Genomic DNA, 15,973 nt, shown 5'->3' with positions numbered 1-15,973 from the left:
AGGGGCCATCCGGCCCCCTGGGTTGCCCCGTCGGCCCCTCCACCGCGCGGCGCCCCGGGGCGAGGCTGAGCGAAGAGAAGACCACCACGTGAGGAGCGGACCATGCAGCCACGACCGGTCATCGCCGGCTTCGACGGATCGCCGGAGAGTCTGGCGGCGGTCGAATGGGCGGCGAAGGAAGCCGAGCGCCGGGGCGCGCCCCTGCAACTCCTGTACGCGTGGAGCCCGGTGCCGTTCATGCCGGGCGCGATCAGCCCCGAGGCCGCGGAGCAGCGGACGATCGACGGCATCGTACGCAGGGGTGTGGAGCACGCCGAACACACCTTCCCCGCGGTCGAGTTGGAAACGCGCACAATCGAAAGGCCGCCCACGGCGGCCCTGGTGGAGGCCGCCGAGGAGGCGGAACTCCTCGTGCTCGGCTCCCGTGGCCTCAGCGGCTTCACCGGCTTCCTGGTCGGTTCGGTCGCCCTCGGAGTGGTCGCCCACGCGACCGGCCCGGTGGTGCTTGTACGGGCCCGGCCCGCCGAGCCGCAGGACGCGCCGCGGCCGGACTCCGACGGTTCGGCGCAGGACCGGCCGCCGGCGCAGGAGGTCGTGCTCGGTCTCGACGTCAGCGCCCCCTGCGACCAGTTGATCGACTTCGCCTTCGAGTCCGCGCTGCTGCGCGGCGCACGCCTGCAGATCGTGCACGCCTGGGGGGACACGCAGGCCCGCACGCTCGATCCGAGCGGACGCAGTCTCATCGAGGCCCCGCAGACCGAGGAGCAGTGGACGAAGTTCGTCACCGCGGTGCTGCGGCCCTGGCAGGAGAAGTACCCGTCCGTGCCGGTGGCCCGGACCCTCGCCAAGGGCAAGCCGGCCGCCCGGCTGCTGAGCGCAGCCGAAGGCTGTGACCTCCTGGTCGTCGGCCGCCGTCGGCGCGAACGGCCGTTCCCCGGACCGCAGACCGGCTCGGTCACCCATGCGGTGATCCACCACGCCCGCTGCCCGGTCGCCGTCGTGCCCCACCCCTGAGACCGGCACTTCTGGAACCGGCCCTCTGGAACCGGCCCCCCGGGACCGGCACCCACCGGACCACCCCCCGTGCGGAATCACCGAGTGCGCCTCGGCGCTCGGCCGCACCCGCCTGCGCGGCCTTTTGGGGACGGCCGCGCAGGCGGACTCTCCCGGCCCACCGCCGGAAGTCTCCACCTGGAGGAGGCCACCATGAAGGCACTCGTGTTCCACGGCCCGGGCAAACGCTCCTGGGACGAGGTCCCCGACCCGAAGCTCCAGGACCCCGGTGACGCGGTCATCCGCGTCGACGCGGTCACCATCTGCGGCACCGACCTGCACATACTCAAGGGCGACGTACCCGCGGTCGAACCCGGCCGGATCCTCGGCCACGAGGCGGTCGGCACCGTCCAGGAGGTCGGCCCCTCCGTCACCACGGTCCGCCCGGGCGACCGGGTCCTGATCTCCTGCATCACGGCCTGCGGCCGCTGCCGCTTCTGCCGCGAGTCCGCCTACGGGCAGTGCCTGGGCGGCGGCGGCTGGATCCTCGGCCACCGCATCGACGGTGTGCAGGCCGGGTACGTACGGGTCCCCTTCGCCGACACCTCCGTGCACCCGCTGCCCCAAGAGGTCGGCGACGAGGCCGCGTTGATGCTCGCCGACATCCTGCCCACCGCGTACGAAGTGGGTGTGCTCGGCGGCCGGGTCACTCCCGGCGACGTGGTCGCCGTGGTGGGCGCGGGGCCCATCGGGCTCGCGGCGATCCTCACCGCCCGGCTGTTCGCGCCGAGCCGGATCATCGCCATCGACCCGAGCGGGGCCCGCCGCGAGGCGGCCCGCCGACAGGGCGCCCATATCGCCCTCGCCCCCGGCGAGAACCCGGAGGGCCGGGTCAGGGAGCTCACCGAGGGCCTGGGCGCGGATGTCGCCATCGAGGCGGTCGGTCTGCCGGGCACCTTCGAACTGTGCACCCGGCTGATCCGGCCCGGCGGCCGGGTCGCCAACGTGGGCGTGCACGGCGGTCCCGCCACGCTCCATCTGGAGGAGCTCTGGATCAGGAATGTCACCCTGACCACGGGCCTGGTGGACACACACTCCACTCCGACGCTGCTGCGGATGCTCGCCGCGGGTCAGCTCGACGTGTCGGGCTTCACCACGCACCGCTTCCCGCTGGGGCGGATGGAGGAGGCCTACGAGGTCTTCGAACAGGCCTCGAAGACAGGGGCGTTGAAGGTCGCGCTGTCCCGTACGTGATCCGGTTCAGCGCCCCAGGGCCTTCAGGAAGACCCCGCGCTGATCGTTGACGAGCAGGGCCAGCTGGGTGCGGTTGTCCAGGGCGAACTTGCGCAGCGCCCGCGAGATGTGCGACTTGACCGTGCCCTCGGCGAGCGAGAGCCGCTCGGCGATCTCCCGGTTGCCGAGGCCTTCGGACACCGCGAGGACACAGCGCAGCTCCATCGGGGACAGCGTGCCGACCTGGGCCACGAGCGTTTCGTCGACCGCCGGGTGGTGATGTCCCGCGAACCGGTCCATCACGGTCGCGATCACCGCCGGGGACAGCACCGCCCGGTGCTCCACGGCGCTCTGCACGGCGGCCCGCATCTGCTCGCCGGCGGCCGTCTTCAGGAGATAGCCGTCGAGGCCGTCCGGCATCGCCAGGTCGAGGACGACACCGTCGGGGTCGTGCGCGGCGACCACCTCGAGGGCCTCGTCGCCGGAGACCGCCTCGGCCACCACCTCGATGTCGCCGCCGGCCGGGGGCACACGCAGCACGGTGGACTCGCAGGACGGGCAGTACGGGTGGGTGAGCGGGGAGCGGATGAGCTTGCCCTCGCTGAAGGTGCAGCGGACGCGGGACACCCCCTCGCCGTCCACATAGCGGCTGACGTCGTACTCCTGCTCCCAGCTGCGACCGCAGTCGAGACAGGTGAAGGAGTAGGCCTCATGCCGGACCGGGGGTACTTCCGGACGAACCTTCGTTGCACCGTCGGCCGCCGTCACTCGTTCGGACTCGCGCTCCTGCCCGCCCGTGCGTCCGGGCCGAGACTGACGAGGACCGTCGGGGGGCGACTGCCGAGGAGCAAACAATGGCGAAGGCATACCTGGTGGGAAGCGGCATCGCGTCCCTGTCGGCCGCGGCGTTCCTGATCAGGGAGGGCGGCTTCTCCGGGCCGGACATCGTGATCCTCGAGGAACAGGACCGCGAGGGCGGCAGCCTCGACGCTTCGGGCTCGCCGGAGACCGGGTACACGATGCGCGGCGGCCGGATGTTCGAGATCCACTTCGAGTGCACCTACGACCTGCTGAGCTCGATCCCCTCGCTCGACGACCCCGCGAAGTCGGTCACCGAGGACACCTTCGCCTTCCACGAGGACTTCGCCTGGGACGACCATGCGCGGCTCGTCGACAAGGAGGGCAAGGTCGTCGAGTCGCACTCGATGGGCTTCTCCGAGCGCGACCGGCTCGAACTGGTCAAGTGCGTGGCCACCCCGGAGAAGCTGCTCGACGGCAAGCGCATCGTGGACTGCTTCAGCCAGGAGTTCTTCCACACGAACTTCTGGTGGATGTGGTGCACCACGTTCGCCTTCGAGCCCTGGCACAGCGCGATCGAGTTCCGCCGCTATCTCAACCGCTTCGTCCATCTCTTCGAGACCTTCGACTCCATGTCGGGGATCTACCGGACGCGCTTCAACCAGTACGACTCGATCGTGCGCCCGCTGATGAAGTGGCTGACCGACCAGGGCGTGACGGTCCAACTCGGCACCACGGTCACGGACTTGGACCTCACCGAAGGCGACGAGCTCACGGTCCGCAGCCTGACCTGGACGCGCGGCGGCAGCACGGAGACCGTGGACTTCGCCCCGGACGACCTGGTCATGGTGACCAACGGCTCGATGACCGCGAACTCCACGCTCGGCGCCACGGACCGCGCGCCCGCCCTGGACACCTCGGGCTCCAGCGGCGCCTGGCGGCTGTGGGAAACCCTCGCGGCCAAGCGCCCCGACGGCCTCCTCGGTGACCCTTCGGTGTTCAACTCGTCCGTCGACGACTCCACTTGGGAGTCGTTCACGGTGACCACGAAGGACCCGACGTTCTTCGAGCTGATGGAGAAGTTCTCCGGCAGCGAGGCCGGCAAGGGCGGTCTGATCACGTTCAAGGACTCCGGCTGGCTCCTGACGATCGTGCTCAACCACCAGCCGCACTTCCACGAGCAGCCCGAGGACACCTTCGTCTGGTGGGGCTACGCCCTCTTCCCCGACAAGAGCGGCGACTTCACCGGCAAGCCGATGCGCGAGTGCACCGGCCGCGAGATCCTCGACGAGGTCCTGCACCACCTGCGCTTCGAGGAGGGCCCGCAGATCCTCGAGAACTCGATCGTCCTGCCGGCCCTGATGCCGTACATCACCAGCCAGTTCCTGGTCCGCAAGGCGGGCGACCGCCCGCAGGTCGTGCCGCCGGGCGCCACGAACCTCGCCTTCATCGGGCAGTACGCCGAGGTCCCCGACGACGTGGTCTTCACCGTCGAGTACTCGGTGCGCACCGCCTGGACCGCGGTGGCCGGCCTGCTGCACCTGGACAAGCAGCCGCCGCCGGTCTACAAGGGCGGCCACGACCCGAAGGTCCTGGTCGACGCCCTGCACACGATGCACCGGCGCTGAGCCACGGGCCGCGGACTCCCGGCTCACCCGATCGGCCCTCCCGCTGCTGCGGGTGGGCCGACCGGGCCCGAGCGTGGGGACATGAGCCCACGTGGAGGACTGGACGGCGATCCGAGCACCGGATTTCTGCACGAGATCAAGGACGCGGTGAGTGTGCGGACCGCACTCCTTGTCCTTGGCGTACTCGCCGTACAACTGGCATTCATCGCCTCGTACATCGGCGCCTTCCATCAGCCGAAGCCGCACGAGATCCCGATCGCGGTCACGGTCGCGCTGCCCGCCGCCGAGGCGGAGGCCGCGGCGGCCGCGGATCCGGCGCGGGCAGCGGCCGCGCAGAAGCAGATGGAGGCGGCCACCGAGCAGGCCGTGCAGCGCCTCAAGGCGCTGCCGGGCAAGCCCCTGAAGCCGAGCGCCAGCTCCTCCGAGGCCGACGCCCTTGCGCGGATCAAGGACCGGGGCGTGGACGGCGCGCTGATCATCAATCCGCAGGGCACCGAGGACCGGCTCCTGGTGGCCAGCGGCGCGGGGGCCTCGCTGTCCCAGGCGCTCGAACAGATCACGGCCAAGGTCGAGGGCGCGGAGAAGCGCACCTTCAAGGTCGTGGACGTGGTGCCCGAGGCGGACGGGGACGCGCGCGGCCTGTCCGCGTTCTATCTCGTCGTCGGCTGGTGCGTGGGCGGCTATCTGTGCGCCTCGGCCCTCGCCATCAGCGCGGGCGCCAAGCCCGCCAACCCGGCGCGTGCGGTGATCCGGCTCGGCGCGATGGCCGTGTACTCGGTCGTCGCGGGCCTGCTCGGCGCGGTGATCGCCGGACCGATCCTCGGCGCGCTGCCCGGCAGCGTGATGGCGCTGTGGGGCCTCGGTGCCCTGCTCGTCTTCGCGGTCGGCGCGATCACGCTCGCCTTCCAGGGTCTCGCCGGCATCGTCGGCATCGGCCTGGCGATCCTGCTCGTGGTCGTGCTCGGCAATCCCAGTGCCGGCGGCGCCTATCCGTATCCGCTGCTGCCGGGCTTCTGGCGGCATCTCGGCCCGATTCTGCCGCCGGGCGCGGGCACGTTCGCGGCGCGCTCCATCGCGTACTTCAAGGGCAACGGCGCCGGCGGCGCGTTCCTGACGCTCGCGGGCTGGGCGGTGGGTGCGGCGGCCGTGGCGATCGTGATGTCGCTGCTTCGCCAGGACAAGAAGGAACTCGAGGCCGAGGCCGAGGAGCAGCGCGCATGAACCTCCTGAACCGTTCGGGCCCCATCGCCCAGGCGCTGTCCGTCAAGCGGATGGAGCCCTCCGCTCAGGCCCAGCTGGGGCCGCTCGGGCTCACGGGCTTCATCGTGGTCACGACGATCGCGACGGGGATCGACGCGGGCGTCTTCCCGGAGAAGCTCTCGCACTCCGTGGTGCCGATAGTGGGCTTCTTCATCGGCGGCCTCGCGCAGCTGCTCGCCGGGCTCTTCCAGGCCCAGCGCGGTGACACCTGGCACGCCACGGTGTTCGGCGGCTTCGGTCTGTTCTGGATGGCGAAGGCCCTGATGCTGGAGTGGGTGGTGCCGGGCCTCGACCCGTCGCTGCGCGGCGACACGATGGGCCTGTTCACGCTGCCGTGGGTGTTCGTGGTCTTCGTCCTGTGGCTGGGCGCGTGCCGTATCCATGTGGCGCTCCTGTTCACGTTCACGTGCGTGCTCGGCGCCTTCATCGGCATGACGGTCAACGGCTTCACGGGCAGCGTCGGCTGGAACCGCTTCACGGGCTGGTGCGGCCTGCTCGCCGCGGCGGGCGCGCTCTATCTGCTGGCCGGCCAGATCCTGGCCTCCACGTGGGGCCGCAACGTCCTCCCGATGGGCCGCTTCATCGCCCCGCGACTGGAGGAGGAACACCCGGAGGAGTAGGCCGCGCGCGGATGGCCTGCCACCGGGGTACCGGGGCGGAGCCCCGCAAAGCCCACCGACCCGGGCGAGCCCCGCGACACGACCCCCTTGCCCACCCCGGCAGCCCTCCGCGGAACCACCCGTACGAGCAGCCTCCGTACACGAAGAGAGCCCCTCCCGGTGGGTACCGGAAGGGGCTCTCGACGTCAGTGGCTCGCCGAACCGTCAACGGTTCACGCGGACTTGGGGGCGCCCTCGCGGTTGCCGTAGTACGCCTGACGCATCAGCTGCTTCATGTCACCGATCATCGGCATCCGCGGGTTCGCCGGCGCGCACTGGTCGGCGTAGGCGTTCATGGCCTGCTGCGGCAGGGCCGCGATGAAGGCGGCCTCGTCGACGCCCTCCTCCTGGAAGGAGCTCGGGATGCCGCAGCGGGTGCGCAGCTCCTCGACGGCGGCGGCGTAGGACTCCACGCCCTCCTGCGGGGTGCGGGCCTTGAGGCCCAGCATCTTCGCGATCTCCTGCAGACGCTCCGGAGCGCGGTAGACCTCGGCCTTCGGCCACGGCGTGGCCTTGTGCGTCACGGTCCCGTTGTGCCGGATGACGTGCGGCAGAAGCAGCGCGTTGGTGCGGCCGTGCGGGACGTGGAAGGTGTTGCCCAGGGTGTGGGCCATCGCGTGCACCAGACCGAGGAAGGCGTTGGCGAAGGCCATGCCCGCCACCGTGGACGCGTTGTGCATCTTCTCGCGCGCCTCGGGAGCCTTGGCGCCGAGCTTCACGCAGTCCTCGAGGTTCTCGAAGATCAGCTTGATGGCCTGCAGGCACAGACCGTCGGTGTAGTCGTTCGAGTAGGCCGAGATGTACGCCTCGGTGGCGTGGGTCAGCGCGTCGAAGCCGGAGTCGGCCGTGACGGAGGCCGGCAGGCCCATCGGCAGGTTCGGGTCGACGATCGCGACGTGCGGGGTGAGCGCGTAGTCGGCGAGCGGGTACTTCTGCGCGGCCTTCGGGTCGGAGATGACCGCGAACGGGGTGACCTCGGAGCCGGTGCCCGACGTCGTCGGGATGGCGACCATCCTGGCCTTCTCGCCGAGGGACGGGAACTTGAAGGCCCGCTTGCGGACGTCGAAGAACTTCTCCTTCGTGTCGGCGAACGCGATCTCCGGGTGCTCGTACATCAGCCACATGATCTTCGCGGCGTCCATCGCCGAGCCGCCGCCGAGCGCGACGATCGTGTCGGGCTGGAAGTCCCGCATCATCGCGGCACCGGCAAGGACGGTGTCCAGCTCCGGGTTCGGCTCGACGTTGTCGATCACCTGGATCGAGACGCCGCCCGCACGCGACTGCAGGATGTTCGTGACCTTCTCGACGAAGCCGAGGGCGACCATCGTCTTGTCGGTGACGAGCGAGACCTTCTTGATGCCGTCCATCTCACCGAGGTAGCGGATGGAGTTGCGCTCGAAGTAGATCTTCGGCGGGACCTTGAACCACTGCATGTTGGTGTTGCGCCGTCCGATCCGCTTGATGTTGACCAGGTTGACCGCGGTCACGTTGTTGGAGACCGAGTTGTGGCCGTACGAGCCGCAGCCCAGCGTCAGCGAGGGCAGGAAGGCGTTGTAGACGTCGCCGATGCCGCCGAAGGTGGAGGGCGAGTTGGCGATGACACGGATCGCCTTGACGCGCTTGCCGAACTCCTCGACCAGCTCCTCGTCCTCGGCGTGGATCGCGGCCGAGTGGCCCAGACCGTGGAACTCGACCATCTGTGCGGCCAGTTCGACACCGAGCTCGGTGGAGCCGGCCTTCAGGACGGCCAGGACCGGGGAGAGCTTCTCGCGGGTCAGCGGCTCGTTGTCACCGACCTCGTTGCACTCGGCGATGAGGATCGAGGTGCCTTCGGGCACGGAGAACCCGGCCTGCTCGGCGATCCACTCGGGGGACTTGCCGACGACGTTCGGGTTCAGCTTGGCGCCCGCGCAGTTCTCGCCGTACGCGGTGGTGCCGAAGATGAAGTTCTCCAGCTGGGTCTTCTCGGCGGCGGAGACCAGGTAGGCACCGAGGCGCTTGAACTCGGCGATGCCCTCCTTGTAGATCTCCTTGTCGAGGATCGCGGCCTGCTCGGAGGCGCAGATCATGCCGTTGTCGAAGGCCTTCGAGAGCACGATGTCGTGGATGGCGCGCTGCAGCTTGGCGCTCTTGTGCACATACGCGGGGACGTTGCCCGCACCGACGCCGAGCGCCGGCTTGCCGCAGGAGTACGCGGCCTTGACCATCGCGTTGCCGCCGGTGGCGAGGATGGTGGAGACCCCCGCGTGGTTCATCAGGAAGCCGGTGGCCTCCATCGACGGGGTCTCGATCCACTGCACGCAGTTCTCCGGGGCACCGGCCTCGATCGCGGCGTCGCGCACGATACGGGCGGCCTCGGCGGAGCAGTTCTGCGCGGAGGGGTGGAAGGCGAAGATGATCGGGTTACGGGTCTTCAGGGCGATCAGGGCCTTGAAGATCGTGGTCGACGTCGGGTTGGTCACGGGGGTCATGGCGCAGATGACGCCGACCGGCTCCGCGATCTCGGTGATGCCGTTCAGCTCGTCGCGGGAGATGACGCCCGCGGTCTTGAGGCCGCGCATCGAGTTGACGACGTGCTCGCAGGCGAAGAGGTTCTTGACGGCCTTGTCCTCGAAGATGCCGCGACCGGTCTCCTCGACGGCCAGTTCGGCCAGTTCGCCGTGCTGGCTCAGCGCCGCGAGGGAGGCCTTCTTGACGATGTGGTCGACCTGCTCCTGGTCGTAGGTCTCGAAAAGATCGAGCGCCTTGAGCGCCCCCTGGACCAGCCCGTCCACCATCTCATTCGCCTGCATGGCAGGTACTCCTTCACTGCGGCTGCGACCGATTGCCGAATTTCCTCGACGTCCTCAATTCGACACCCGCACCGACTCCCCAGGGGCCCGATAACGGCCCAAACCGAGGGGTCGAAGGTCCCTTCAATACCAATGCCTCCCCCTAAAACCACCCTTTGACCTGCTCTTTCTATTCGGGACCAAGGTCCCTTGCGAGCTTGTGAAAACTTTCACAAGAATTTCCGGGGATTGGCCGGAAGAACGAGGAAAACGCGGAAGCCCCGCTTCCCTCAGCGGGAAGCGGGGCCTTTGTCGCCGTACGGGAGGGGCTCAGCCGATCTGCGCGCCGAACACCTGGAGCGCCTCGGTCACCGGCTGGAAGAAGGTCGTACCGCCGGAAGAGCAGTCGCCGCTGCCGCCCGAGGTGAGACCGACCGCCGACTCACCGGAGAACAGCGAGCCGCCCGAGTCACCGGGCTCGGCGCAGACCGTGGTCTGGATGAGCCCGTTGACGATCTGGCCGTTGCCGTAGTTCACCGTGGCGTCGAGCGCCGTGACCTCGCCGTCGTGCACCTGCGTCGTCGAACCGCTGCGCTGCACCTGCATGCCCACCGTGGCCTCGGCGGCCTGGGTGATGGGCTGCGCGCTGCCGTTGTAGAGGTTGACCTCGCTGGGGTGGTCGACCCCGTCGGCGAACTTCACCAGGGCGTAGTCGTTCTCGGGGAACGAGGACTCGACCATCTCACCGAGCGCGTTGCCGCTGGAGTCCTCCCAGGTGGAGCCGGCGTCACCGCAGTGGCCCGCGGTGATGAAGTGCGGGGCACCGTCCTTGACGACATTGAAGCCGAGCGAGCAGCGGCCGCCGCCACTGAGGATCGCGTCCCCGCCGGCGATGAACTTCTTGAACTCGCCCTTGGTGCGCTGCAGTTCCGCCTTGCCGCCGAGCGACTCGACGACCTTGCCGAGCTTGTCCCACTCGGCACCCGAGACCGTGCGGTCGGCGGTGACGACCACCTTGTTGGTGGTGGGGTCGGTGGCCCAGGACGTACCGGGGATGGTGGCCTTGTCGGTGAGCGTCGCGCGGGCGCTCTTCAGCTCGGCAGCCGAGTTCTCCACGACTCTGGCCTTGCCGCCCGCCTGCTCGACCAGGTCCGCGGCGGCCTCGTCGAGAACGTTGACGACGAGCGTCTTGCTCGCCGCGTCGTAGTACGTGCCGGCGGCGTCCGCGCCGAGATCCTCGCCGAGGGTGGAGGCGAGCTTTCCGGCCGCCGTCGCCGAAAGGGTCTTGAGCTCAGGAGTGGGGGTTTCCTGGCTCGCGTTCGCAGTCTGGAACGTCAATCCCGCGGTCACAAGCGCGGCGACTGACGCGCCTGCTATCGCGGCCCGCCGCTTGGGTATGCGTCGGTGCTTCAACTTCACGACCTCCTGTGGGGGGTCGGTCCCGATGCGTGGGGGCCACCGGGACCGGAAGGCGTACGGGCCGGGGCTCGGCTCAGTGGAAAAAGCCGTGTCCATGCCCATGTTGTGGCGACCACTATTCCGATACCGACGGGTAGCACACAAGGTCGACTTCAGGACTCCCGGGCGACAACGGGCTTACGCCCCCGGCGCGTTGGTTCCCACGGGTCACCTCGGGTCACCCCATGTCGCTTTCCGCTGCAAACACCGCGAGCGAGCGCACCGTCAGCAGCGCGTAAGGACTAGTCCTGTCTTGAAATCGCCCCTCATGGCAAGGACTTCGCCCGTACGGCACCCGGGAACCGGCCTGCTCACGGCCGCACCCGCTCCTGAGATTTCTCCCCGGCTACTCGGAGGGCTTCTCCCCGGCCTGCTCGGCCACGCCCTCCGACAGCCGGGTCTCGGACACCGCCGACCCCTCCGGCTGCCCCTCCTCCAAGGCCTGCCCCTCCTCGATGGCCGCCTGGCCCTGCGCCGCTTCCGCCTCCTTGCGGACGGGCGTCTGCGCCTGTGCCGGCGCGGTCGTCTGCGCCGGCGCGGCGGGCAGATTCTGCTGCGCCCGCTCGAGGAACCGCAGCAGCTCCACAGGGAAGGGCAGCACCAGCGTCGAGTTCTTCTCTGCCGCCACCGCCACCACGGTCTGCAGGAGCCGCAGTTGGAGCGCGGCCGGCTCCTCCGCCATCTGGTGCGCGGCCTCGGCCAGCTTCTTCGACGCCTGCAGCTCCGCGTCCGCGTTGATCACCCGCGCACGCCGCTCACGGTCGGCCTCCGCCTGGCGCGCCATGGAGCGTTTCATGGTCTCCGGCAGCGATACGTCCTTGATCTCGACCCGGTCGATCTGCACACCCCAGCCCACGGCCGGACTGTCGATCATCAACTCGAGGCCCTGGTTGAGCTTTTCGCGGTTGGAGAGCAGATCGTCGAGATCGCTCTTGCCGATGATGGACCTCAGCGAGGTCTGCGCCATCTGCGAGACCGCGAAGCGGTAGTCCTCGACCTGCACCACGGCGTCGGCCGCGTCGATCACCTTGAAGTAGACGACGGCGTCCACGCGGACCGTGACGTTGTCCCGTGTGATGCCCTCCTGGGCCGGCACGGGCATCGTGACGATCTGCAGATTGACCTTCCGCATCCGGTCGACGATCGGCACGATCATCGTGAACCCGGGACCCCGCACCTCGGACTTGAGGCGGCCGAGCCGGAACACCACACCCCGTTCGTACTGTTTGACGACTCGTGCCGCGGCCATCGCATAGACCACACCGGCGGATGCCACCGCCGCGCCCGCCGCCACCAGTTCCTCGACCATCGCGGCCCCCAAAAGCCCGTATGGGACGTGTTTGTTGGGACTCATTCGACGGTAACTCCGCAGCGGAGCCGAAGGGGAGAGGCGGGCGATGGGCAGCACGGTGAGAACCGCGGACGGCCGGACACTGACGGCGCAGGAGTGGGGCGACCCGGACGGCACCGCGGTGCTCCTGCTGCACGGCACCCCGGGCAGCAGGCTCGGCATCGCGCCCGCGCGGACGCTGGACCGCCGGCCCGGGGTGCGCTTCTTCGCGTACGACCGTCCGGGGTACGGCGGTTCGGACCGGGCCGAGGGCCGGGACGTGGCGCACTGCGCGCAGGACGCCGCCGCGGTGGCGGACGCCTTGGGCATACGGAGCTTCGCGGTGCTCGGCCGCTCCGGCGGCGGCGCCCACGCACTGGCCTGCGCGGCGCTACTGCCCGGCCGGGTGACCGCGACCGCCGCGCTGGTCGCCCCGGCTCCCAGGGACGGCGAAGGCCTGGACTGGTTCGCCGGGATGACCCCGTACAACGTGCGCGAGTACACCCTCGCGCTGCGCGGCACCGAGGCGCTCACCGCCTCGCTGGCACCCCAGGCGGCCTCGATCCGCGAGGATCCCGGCCTGCTCCTCGCGGAGATCTCGCAGGGCCTTTCCCCGTCGGATGCCGAGGCGCTCGCCGAGCCGGCGACGCGCGCGATGCTCCTCACCAACTACCGTACGGCGCTGGGCACTTCCGCTGACGGATGGATCGACGACTGCCTGGCTCTCGCCCGCCCCTGGGGCTTCGACCCCGCGGACATCCCCGGCCGGGTGCTGCTCTGGCACGGAGCGCAGGACGCGTTCTCCCCCGTCGGGCACTTCCACTGGCTCGCCCACTGGATCCCGCACGCGGAAGCGACGCTCGCCGAGGGGATGGGCCACTTCGGCGCACTGACCGCCTTCGACGACGTACTGGACCGGTTGCTCAATCCGAAGGAGACGCCCTAGGCGCGCGGACCAGGCGGCCCGGGCCGAGTGGTCGGGCCAGGAGGCCGGGGTCTCGGGCCGGGCGGCCCGGGCCGGTGCCCCGCCCCAGGGGCTCGCTCCACGTCGGGCCGGGTCTGGCGTGCGCCCTTGAGGCAGTCCACGATGCGCTCGTACGTGTCGCCGACGGTGTCCGCGACACGCAGCCGCAGCTGCAGCGCGTCGACTTCGGTCACGAAGCGCTTGGAGAACTCGCCCGCCCTGGCCGTCCCGTGCTCTCCCACCCCCGAGAGCGGACTCCCGGCACCGAACATCTGCAGCCCGTAGTCGGTGCCGAACTCCAGCCCCTCGGCCGAGAGTTGGGCGAGCAAGCCGGTGAAGTCGGTCCACTCCCCCGCGTCCGCACCCGCCCGCACCACCCGGTAGTCGACACTCTCGATGACGGCCGTGCCCTGGCCGCCGTTCACCAGGCACACCCGCCAGCCGGTCTCCCCCTCGACGAGCAGCCCTGCCGTCCACTCCGCACGCCAGCCGAGCGCGGGCCTGACCGTCCGCGCGTACTGCGCACGGGCGAAGACCGCACCCGAGGCCACCGCGAGCAGACTGCCGAGGGGCTCCATGTCGAGCAGCTGCAGCCGCCAGGGCCAGTCGCGGCGCGCGTCGGGTGCGATGTTGCCGCGCACGATCTCCCAGCCGAGCACCACGAGCAGCAGACAGAGCAGCACAAGAGGCGCGGTGAAGAGCAGCGGGCTGCGGCGCACCCTGCGCTGTCGATCGTCCAAGTCCCTTTCCTCCACCGCGTGTTGCCGACCGAAGATGATCCGGAAGGGTGATTCAACTGCACGGGGACCGCAAGGGCGAGCCCCCGCCCGGGATCCGGACGGGGGCCGCTGCTGCTGGCTGCAGTAGAACCGCGCGAGGTGCCTAGTAGACGCTGACCCCGTACGCGCTCAGGGCCTCGGTGACCGGCTGGAAGAAGGTCGTACCGCCGGTGGAGCAGTTGCCGGAGCCGCCGGAGGTGAGACCGATGGCACGGGTGCCGGAGTAGAGCGGGCCGCCGGAGTCGCCGGGCTCGGCGCACACGTTGGTGCGGATCATGCCGTAGACGATGTCCCCGCCGCCGTAGTTCACGGTGGCGTTCAGACCGGTGACGGAACCACTGTGGGTGCCGGTGGTGGAGCCGCGACGGGTGACGGACATGCCGACCGTGGCGTTCGCGGCACTGGTGATGTCCTGGCCGCCGACGGTGCCCGGGTGCGAGAGCGAGGTGTTGGAGTACCGCACGATCCCGTAGTCGTTGCCCGGGAAGCTGGAGCCCGCGGTCGGGCCGATCAGCGTGGTGCGGCTGGAGTTGGTGTACCAGTTGCTCGCGCCGTCGGTGCAGTGACCGGCCGTCAGGAAGTAGTAGGTGGTGCCGCTGCGGACGTTGAAGCCGGCCGAGCAGCGCCAGCTGGACGCGTAGACCGCGTCGCCGCCGGAGAGCAGCTTGCTGAACTTGCCGGGGGTGCGCTCGATCTTCAGGGCGCCGGCCTGGGCACCCGCGGCGCTCCTGATCTCATTGATCTCCGCCTGCGAGACGGTGGAGTCGACGGTCACGACCAGGCGGTTGGTCTTGGCGTCGATGTTCCATGCGGTACCGGCGACATCGGCCTCGAGCATCGCGTTGCTCGCCTTGGTGAGCTGCGCGGCGCTGAAGGTCGCGGCCTCGCCGGCGCTCGCACTGGGCATGGCGAGAGCAGCCGCTGCCACGAGTCCGGTGCCGACGGCGAGCACGCGGGTGCGTCTCGCTATACCGCTGCGGGGGGTGGTGCGCTTGATCCTCACTTGTCGTTCCTCCCGAGGGGAATCGGGGGCCCGTGTTGTGGGGTCGGGCCCGTGAGGCGCAGTCAGGGCGAACGTCCGCATTCCGGATACGTTGTGCCCCTGACAAGCGCTGTTCGGGAGTATTCGGCTAGCGAGTTGACGGCACAAGGGCGCCTTTCGGCCGTCCGCCACAGCACGCACTTCTGCCCCGGCGGCTCCTGCCGTACGAGCGGAGGCCGCCGGGGTGGCGTCGACAGATCAGACGGATGACCGGCCGTCGAGGTTCCGTTCGCCCGCCTCGACCGCAAAGCCGAGGGTGTTCCCCGGCGGCGGGAAGGGGCAGATGAAGTGGTCGGCGAAGGCGCACGGCGGCAGCGTCACACGGTTGAAGTCCACGGTCACCCGCCCGTCGGCGCCGGGCGCGGGCGTACGCAGGAACCGGAAGCGGTAACTGCCCTGCCCACTCGACGCATCCGCGAACACGGCCCACAGCGAGCCGTCCGCTTCGACGGTGGCCTGCAGCGTGTGCTCGACGCCTCCGACCTGGAAGGCCAGTTCACCGCCGAGCCCCAGACCGCGGGCCCGCCCGTCGGCGTTCTCGACCTGAATCGTGTTCTCGCTCCCGTACGGGGAGAAGCGGCCGGGCAGGGACCAGTCGGCGTCGTAGGGCGTGGCCTCGATGCCCTGGAACGCGCGGCGCGCGGGCGAGGCGGGATCGAAGTCCCGTACCGCCCACGCCCCTTCGCGCCGCATGACCATCAGCCGCCGCTCCCCCAGCACGACCCGCGAGGCACTCGCCCCGCCGTCGGTGCCCAGACGCACCTCGCCCGCGAACGGCCGCCCGTCGAGCAGCAGCCCGTCGTCGGCCGCGGCCCGCAGCACGACCTCCTCGCCGTCCTCCGTCCACTGCCCGGGAATGGCCGGAAGTTGTCCTTCCGGATAGTCCGCGAGCCAGTGCGTGCCGACCAGGGAGAGCGGGCCGTGCGGCCCGGAGACGGTCTCGACGCGCTGCTCGTGCCAGCGCTTCCACTCGTCGACGGCGGAGAGGTCGGTGCTCATACGGATCGGCCTTTCGGGCGGGGCTGACGGGGCTGGGCTACGGGACCGGGGCTGGACTC

At 70.0% G+C, this 15,973-nt stretch carries 13 protein-coding genes; 6 read left to right on the top strand and 7 right to left on the bottom strand.

The genetic code is table 11. The annotated features are described in order from the left end of the window. Positions 1–102: 102 nt before the first annotated feature. Both H9Y04_RS22505 and H9Y04_RS22500 read left to right on the top strand, forming a co-directional pair. Positions 103–1,014, top strand: a complete 912-nt coding sequence (locus H9Y04_RS22505) for a universal stress protein (RefSeq protein WP_187815792.1) — start codon at positions 103–105, stop codon at positions 1,012–1,014. Between the two features lie 192 nt (positions 1,015–1,206). Beyond that, the gene (locus H9Y04_RS22500; protein ID WP_187815791.1) at positions 1,207–2,247 is read left to right on the top strand and encodes a zinc-dependent alcohol dehydrogenase family protein; all 1,041 of its coding nucleotides are present in this window, start codon (positions 1,207–1,209) and stop codon (positions 2,245–2,247) included. 6 nt (positions 2,248–2,253) lie between these two features. On the opposite strand, the gene H9Y04_RS47965 is transcribed toward H9Y04_RS22500, so the two are convergent. Next, positions 2,254–2,994 (bottom strand): response regulator transcription factor, encoded by a 741-nt coding sequence (locus tag H9Y04_RS47965; RefSeq protein ID WP_187815790.1) that lies wholly within the window; start codon positions 2,992–2,994, stop codon positions 2,254–2,256. Here H9Y04_RS47965 and H9Y04_RS22490 point away from each other — a divergent pair. From H9Y04_RS22490 to H9Y04_RS22480, 3 genes are all read left to right on the top strand, one after another. Then, a complete protein-coding gene (locus H9Y04_RS22490) occupies positions 2,973–4,652 on the top strand; it encodes an oleate hydratase (RefSeq protein ID WP_268980500.1) in 1,680 nt (559 codons plus the stop codon). The genes H9Y04_RS47965 and H9Y04_RS22490 overlap by 22 nt on opposite strands. 81 nt (positions 4,653–4,733) lie before the next feature. Then, the gene (locus tag H9Y04_RS22485; RefSeq protein ID WP_187815788.1) at positions 4,734–5,873 is read left to right on the top strand and encodes a DUF3533 domain-containing protein; all 1,140 of its coding nucleotides are present in this window, start codon (positions 4,734–4,736) and stop codon (positions 5,871–5,873) included. Next, positions 5,870–6,532 (top strand): acetate uptake transporter, encoded by a 663-nt coding sequence (locus H9Y04_RS22480; RefSeq protein ID WP_187815787.1) that lies wholly within the window; start codon positions 5,870–5,872, stop codon positions 6,530–6,532. Before H9Y04_RS22485 ends, H9Y04_RS22480 begins: the two co-directional genes overlap by 4 nt. Before the next feature lie 212 nt (positions 6,533–6,744). Here H9Y04_RS22480 and adhE read toward each other — a convergent pair whose 3' ends face one another. The 3 genes from adhE to H9Y04_RS22465 all read right to left on the bottom strand — a co-directional run bounded on the left by adhE (position 6,745) and on the right by H9Y04_RS22465 (position 12,109). Further along, positions 6,745–9,363 (bottom strand): bifunctional acetaldehyde-CoA/alcohol dehydrogenase, encoded by a 2,619-nt coding sequence (adhE, locus tag H9Y04_RS22475; RefSeq protein ID WP_187815786.1) that lies wholly within the window; start codon positions 9,361–9,363, stop codon positions 6,745–6,747. 309 nt (positions 9,364–9,672) lie between these two features. Continuing rightward, the gene (locus H9Y04_RS22470) at positions 9,673–10,755 is read right to left on the bottom strand and encodes a S1 family peptidase (RefSeq protein ID WP_236071291.1); all 1,083 of its coding nucleotides are present in this window, start codon (positions 10,753–10,755) and stop codon (positions 9,673–9,675) included. 391 nt (positions 10,756–11,146) lie between these two features. Then, positions 11,147–12,109, bottom strand: coding sequence for a slipin family protein (locus H9Y04_RS22465; RefSeq protein WP_236071288.1), 963 nt, complete (start codon positions 12,107–12,109; stop codon positions 11,147–11,149). 88 nt (positions 12,110–12,197) lie between these two features. Here H9Y04_RS22465 and H9Y04_RS22460 point away from each other — a divergent pair, with 88 nt between their 5' ends. Then, complete coding sequence (locus H9Y04_RS22460; protein WP_187815784.1) at positions 12,198–13,076, top strand: alpha/beta fold hydrolase; 879 nt, start codon at positions 12,198–12,200, stop codon at positions 13,074–13,076. On the opposite strand, the gene H9Y04_RS22455 is transcribed toward H9Y04_RS22460, so the two are convergent. The 3 genes from H9Y04_RS22455 to H9Y04_RS22445 all read right to left on the bottom strand — a co-directional run bounded on the left by H9Y04_RS22455 (position 13,073) and on the right by H9Y04_RS22445 (position 15,914). Further along, positions 13,073–13,834: a hypothetical protein gene (locus H9Y04_RS22455; protein WP_236071248.1), complete on the bottom strand. Its 762-nt coding sequence runs from the start codon at positions 13,832–13,834 to the stop codon at positions 13,073–13,075. The two genes, H9Y04_RS22460 and H9Y04_RS22455, sit on opposite strands and share 4 nt — an antisense overlap. Positions 13,835–13,976: 142 nt before the next feature. Next, positions 13,977–14,876, bottom strand: coding sequence for a S1 family peptidase (locus H9Y04_RS22450; RefSeq protein WP_187815783.1), 900 nt, complete (start codon positions 14,874–14,876; stop codon positions 13,977–13,979). 237 nt (positions 14,877–15,113) lie between these two features. Next, positions 15,114–15,914 (bottom strand): DUF1684 domain-containing protein, encoded by an 801-nt coding sequence (locus tag H9Y04_RS22445; RefSeq protein ID WP_187815782.1) that lies wholly within the window; start codon positions 15,912–15,914, stop codon positions 15,114–15,116. Positions 15,915–15,973 lie beyond the last annotated feature (59 nt).

It is taken from the genome of Streptomyces polyasparticus, assembly GCF_014493765.1.
GTDB lineage: Bacteria > Actinomycetota > Actinomycetes > Streptomycetales > Streptomycetaceae > Streptomyces > Streptomyces polyasparticus.
This window is presented reverse-complemented; position numbering and strand designations above follow the sequence as displayed.

Excerpts from the sequence above, each read along its gene's own strand:
- H9Y04_RS22505 (WP_187815792.1), top strand. The coding sequence starts at position 103 with ATGCAGCCACGACCGGTCATCGCCGGCTTCGACGGATCGCCGGAGAGT.
- H9Y04_RS22500 (WP_187815791.1), top strand. The coding sequence starts at position 1,207 with ATGAAGGCACTCGTGTTCCACGGCCCGGGCAAACGCTCCTGGGACGAG.
- H9Y04_RS22485 (WP_187815788.1), top strand. The coding sequence starts at position 4,734 with ATGAGCCCACGTGGAGGACTGGACGGCGATCCGAGCACCGGATTTCTG.
- H9Y04_RS22480 (WP_187815787.1), top strand. The coding sequence starts at position 5,870 with ATGAACCTCCTGAACCGTTCGGGCCCCATCGCCCAGGCGCTGTCCGTC.
- adhE (WP_187815786.1), bottom strand. The coding sequence starts at position 9,363 with ATGCAGGCGAATGAGATGGTGGACGGGCTGGTCCAGGGGGCGCTCAAG.
- H9Y04_RS22465 (WP_236071288.1), bottom strand. The coding sequence starts at position 12,109 with ATGGTCGAGGAACTGGTGGCGGCGGGCGCGGCGGTGGCATCCGCCGGT.
- H9Y04_RS22460 (WP_187815784.1), top strand. The coding sequence starts at position 12,198 with ATGGGCAGCACGGTGAGAACCGCGGACGGCCGGACACTGACGGCGCAG.
- H9Y04_RS22445 (WP_187815782.1), bottom strand. The coding sequence starts at position 15,914 with ATGAGCACCGACCTCTCCGCCGTCGACGAGTGGAAGCGCTGGCACGAG.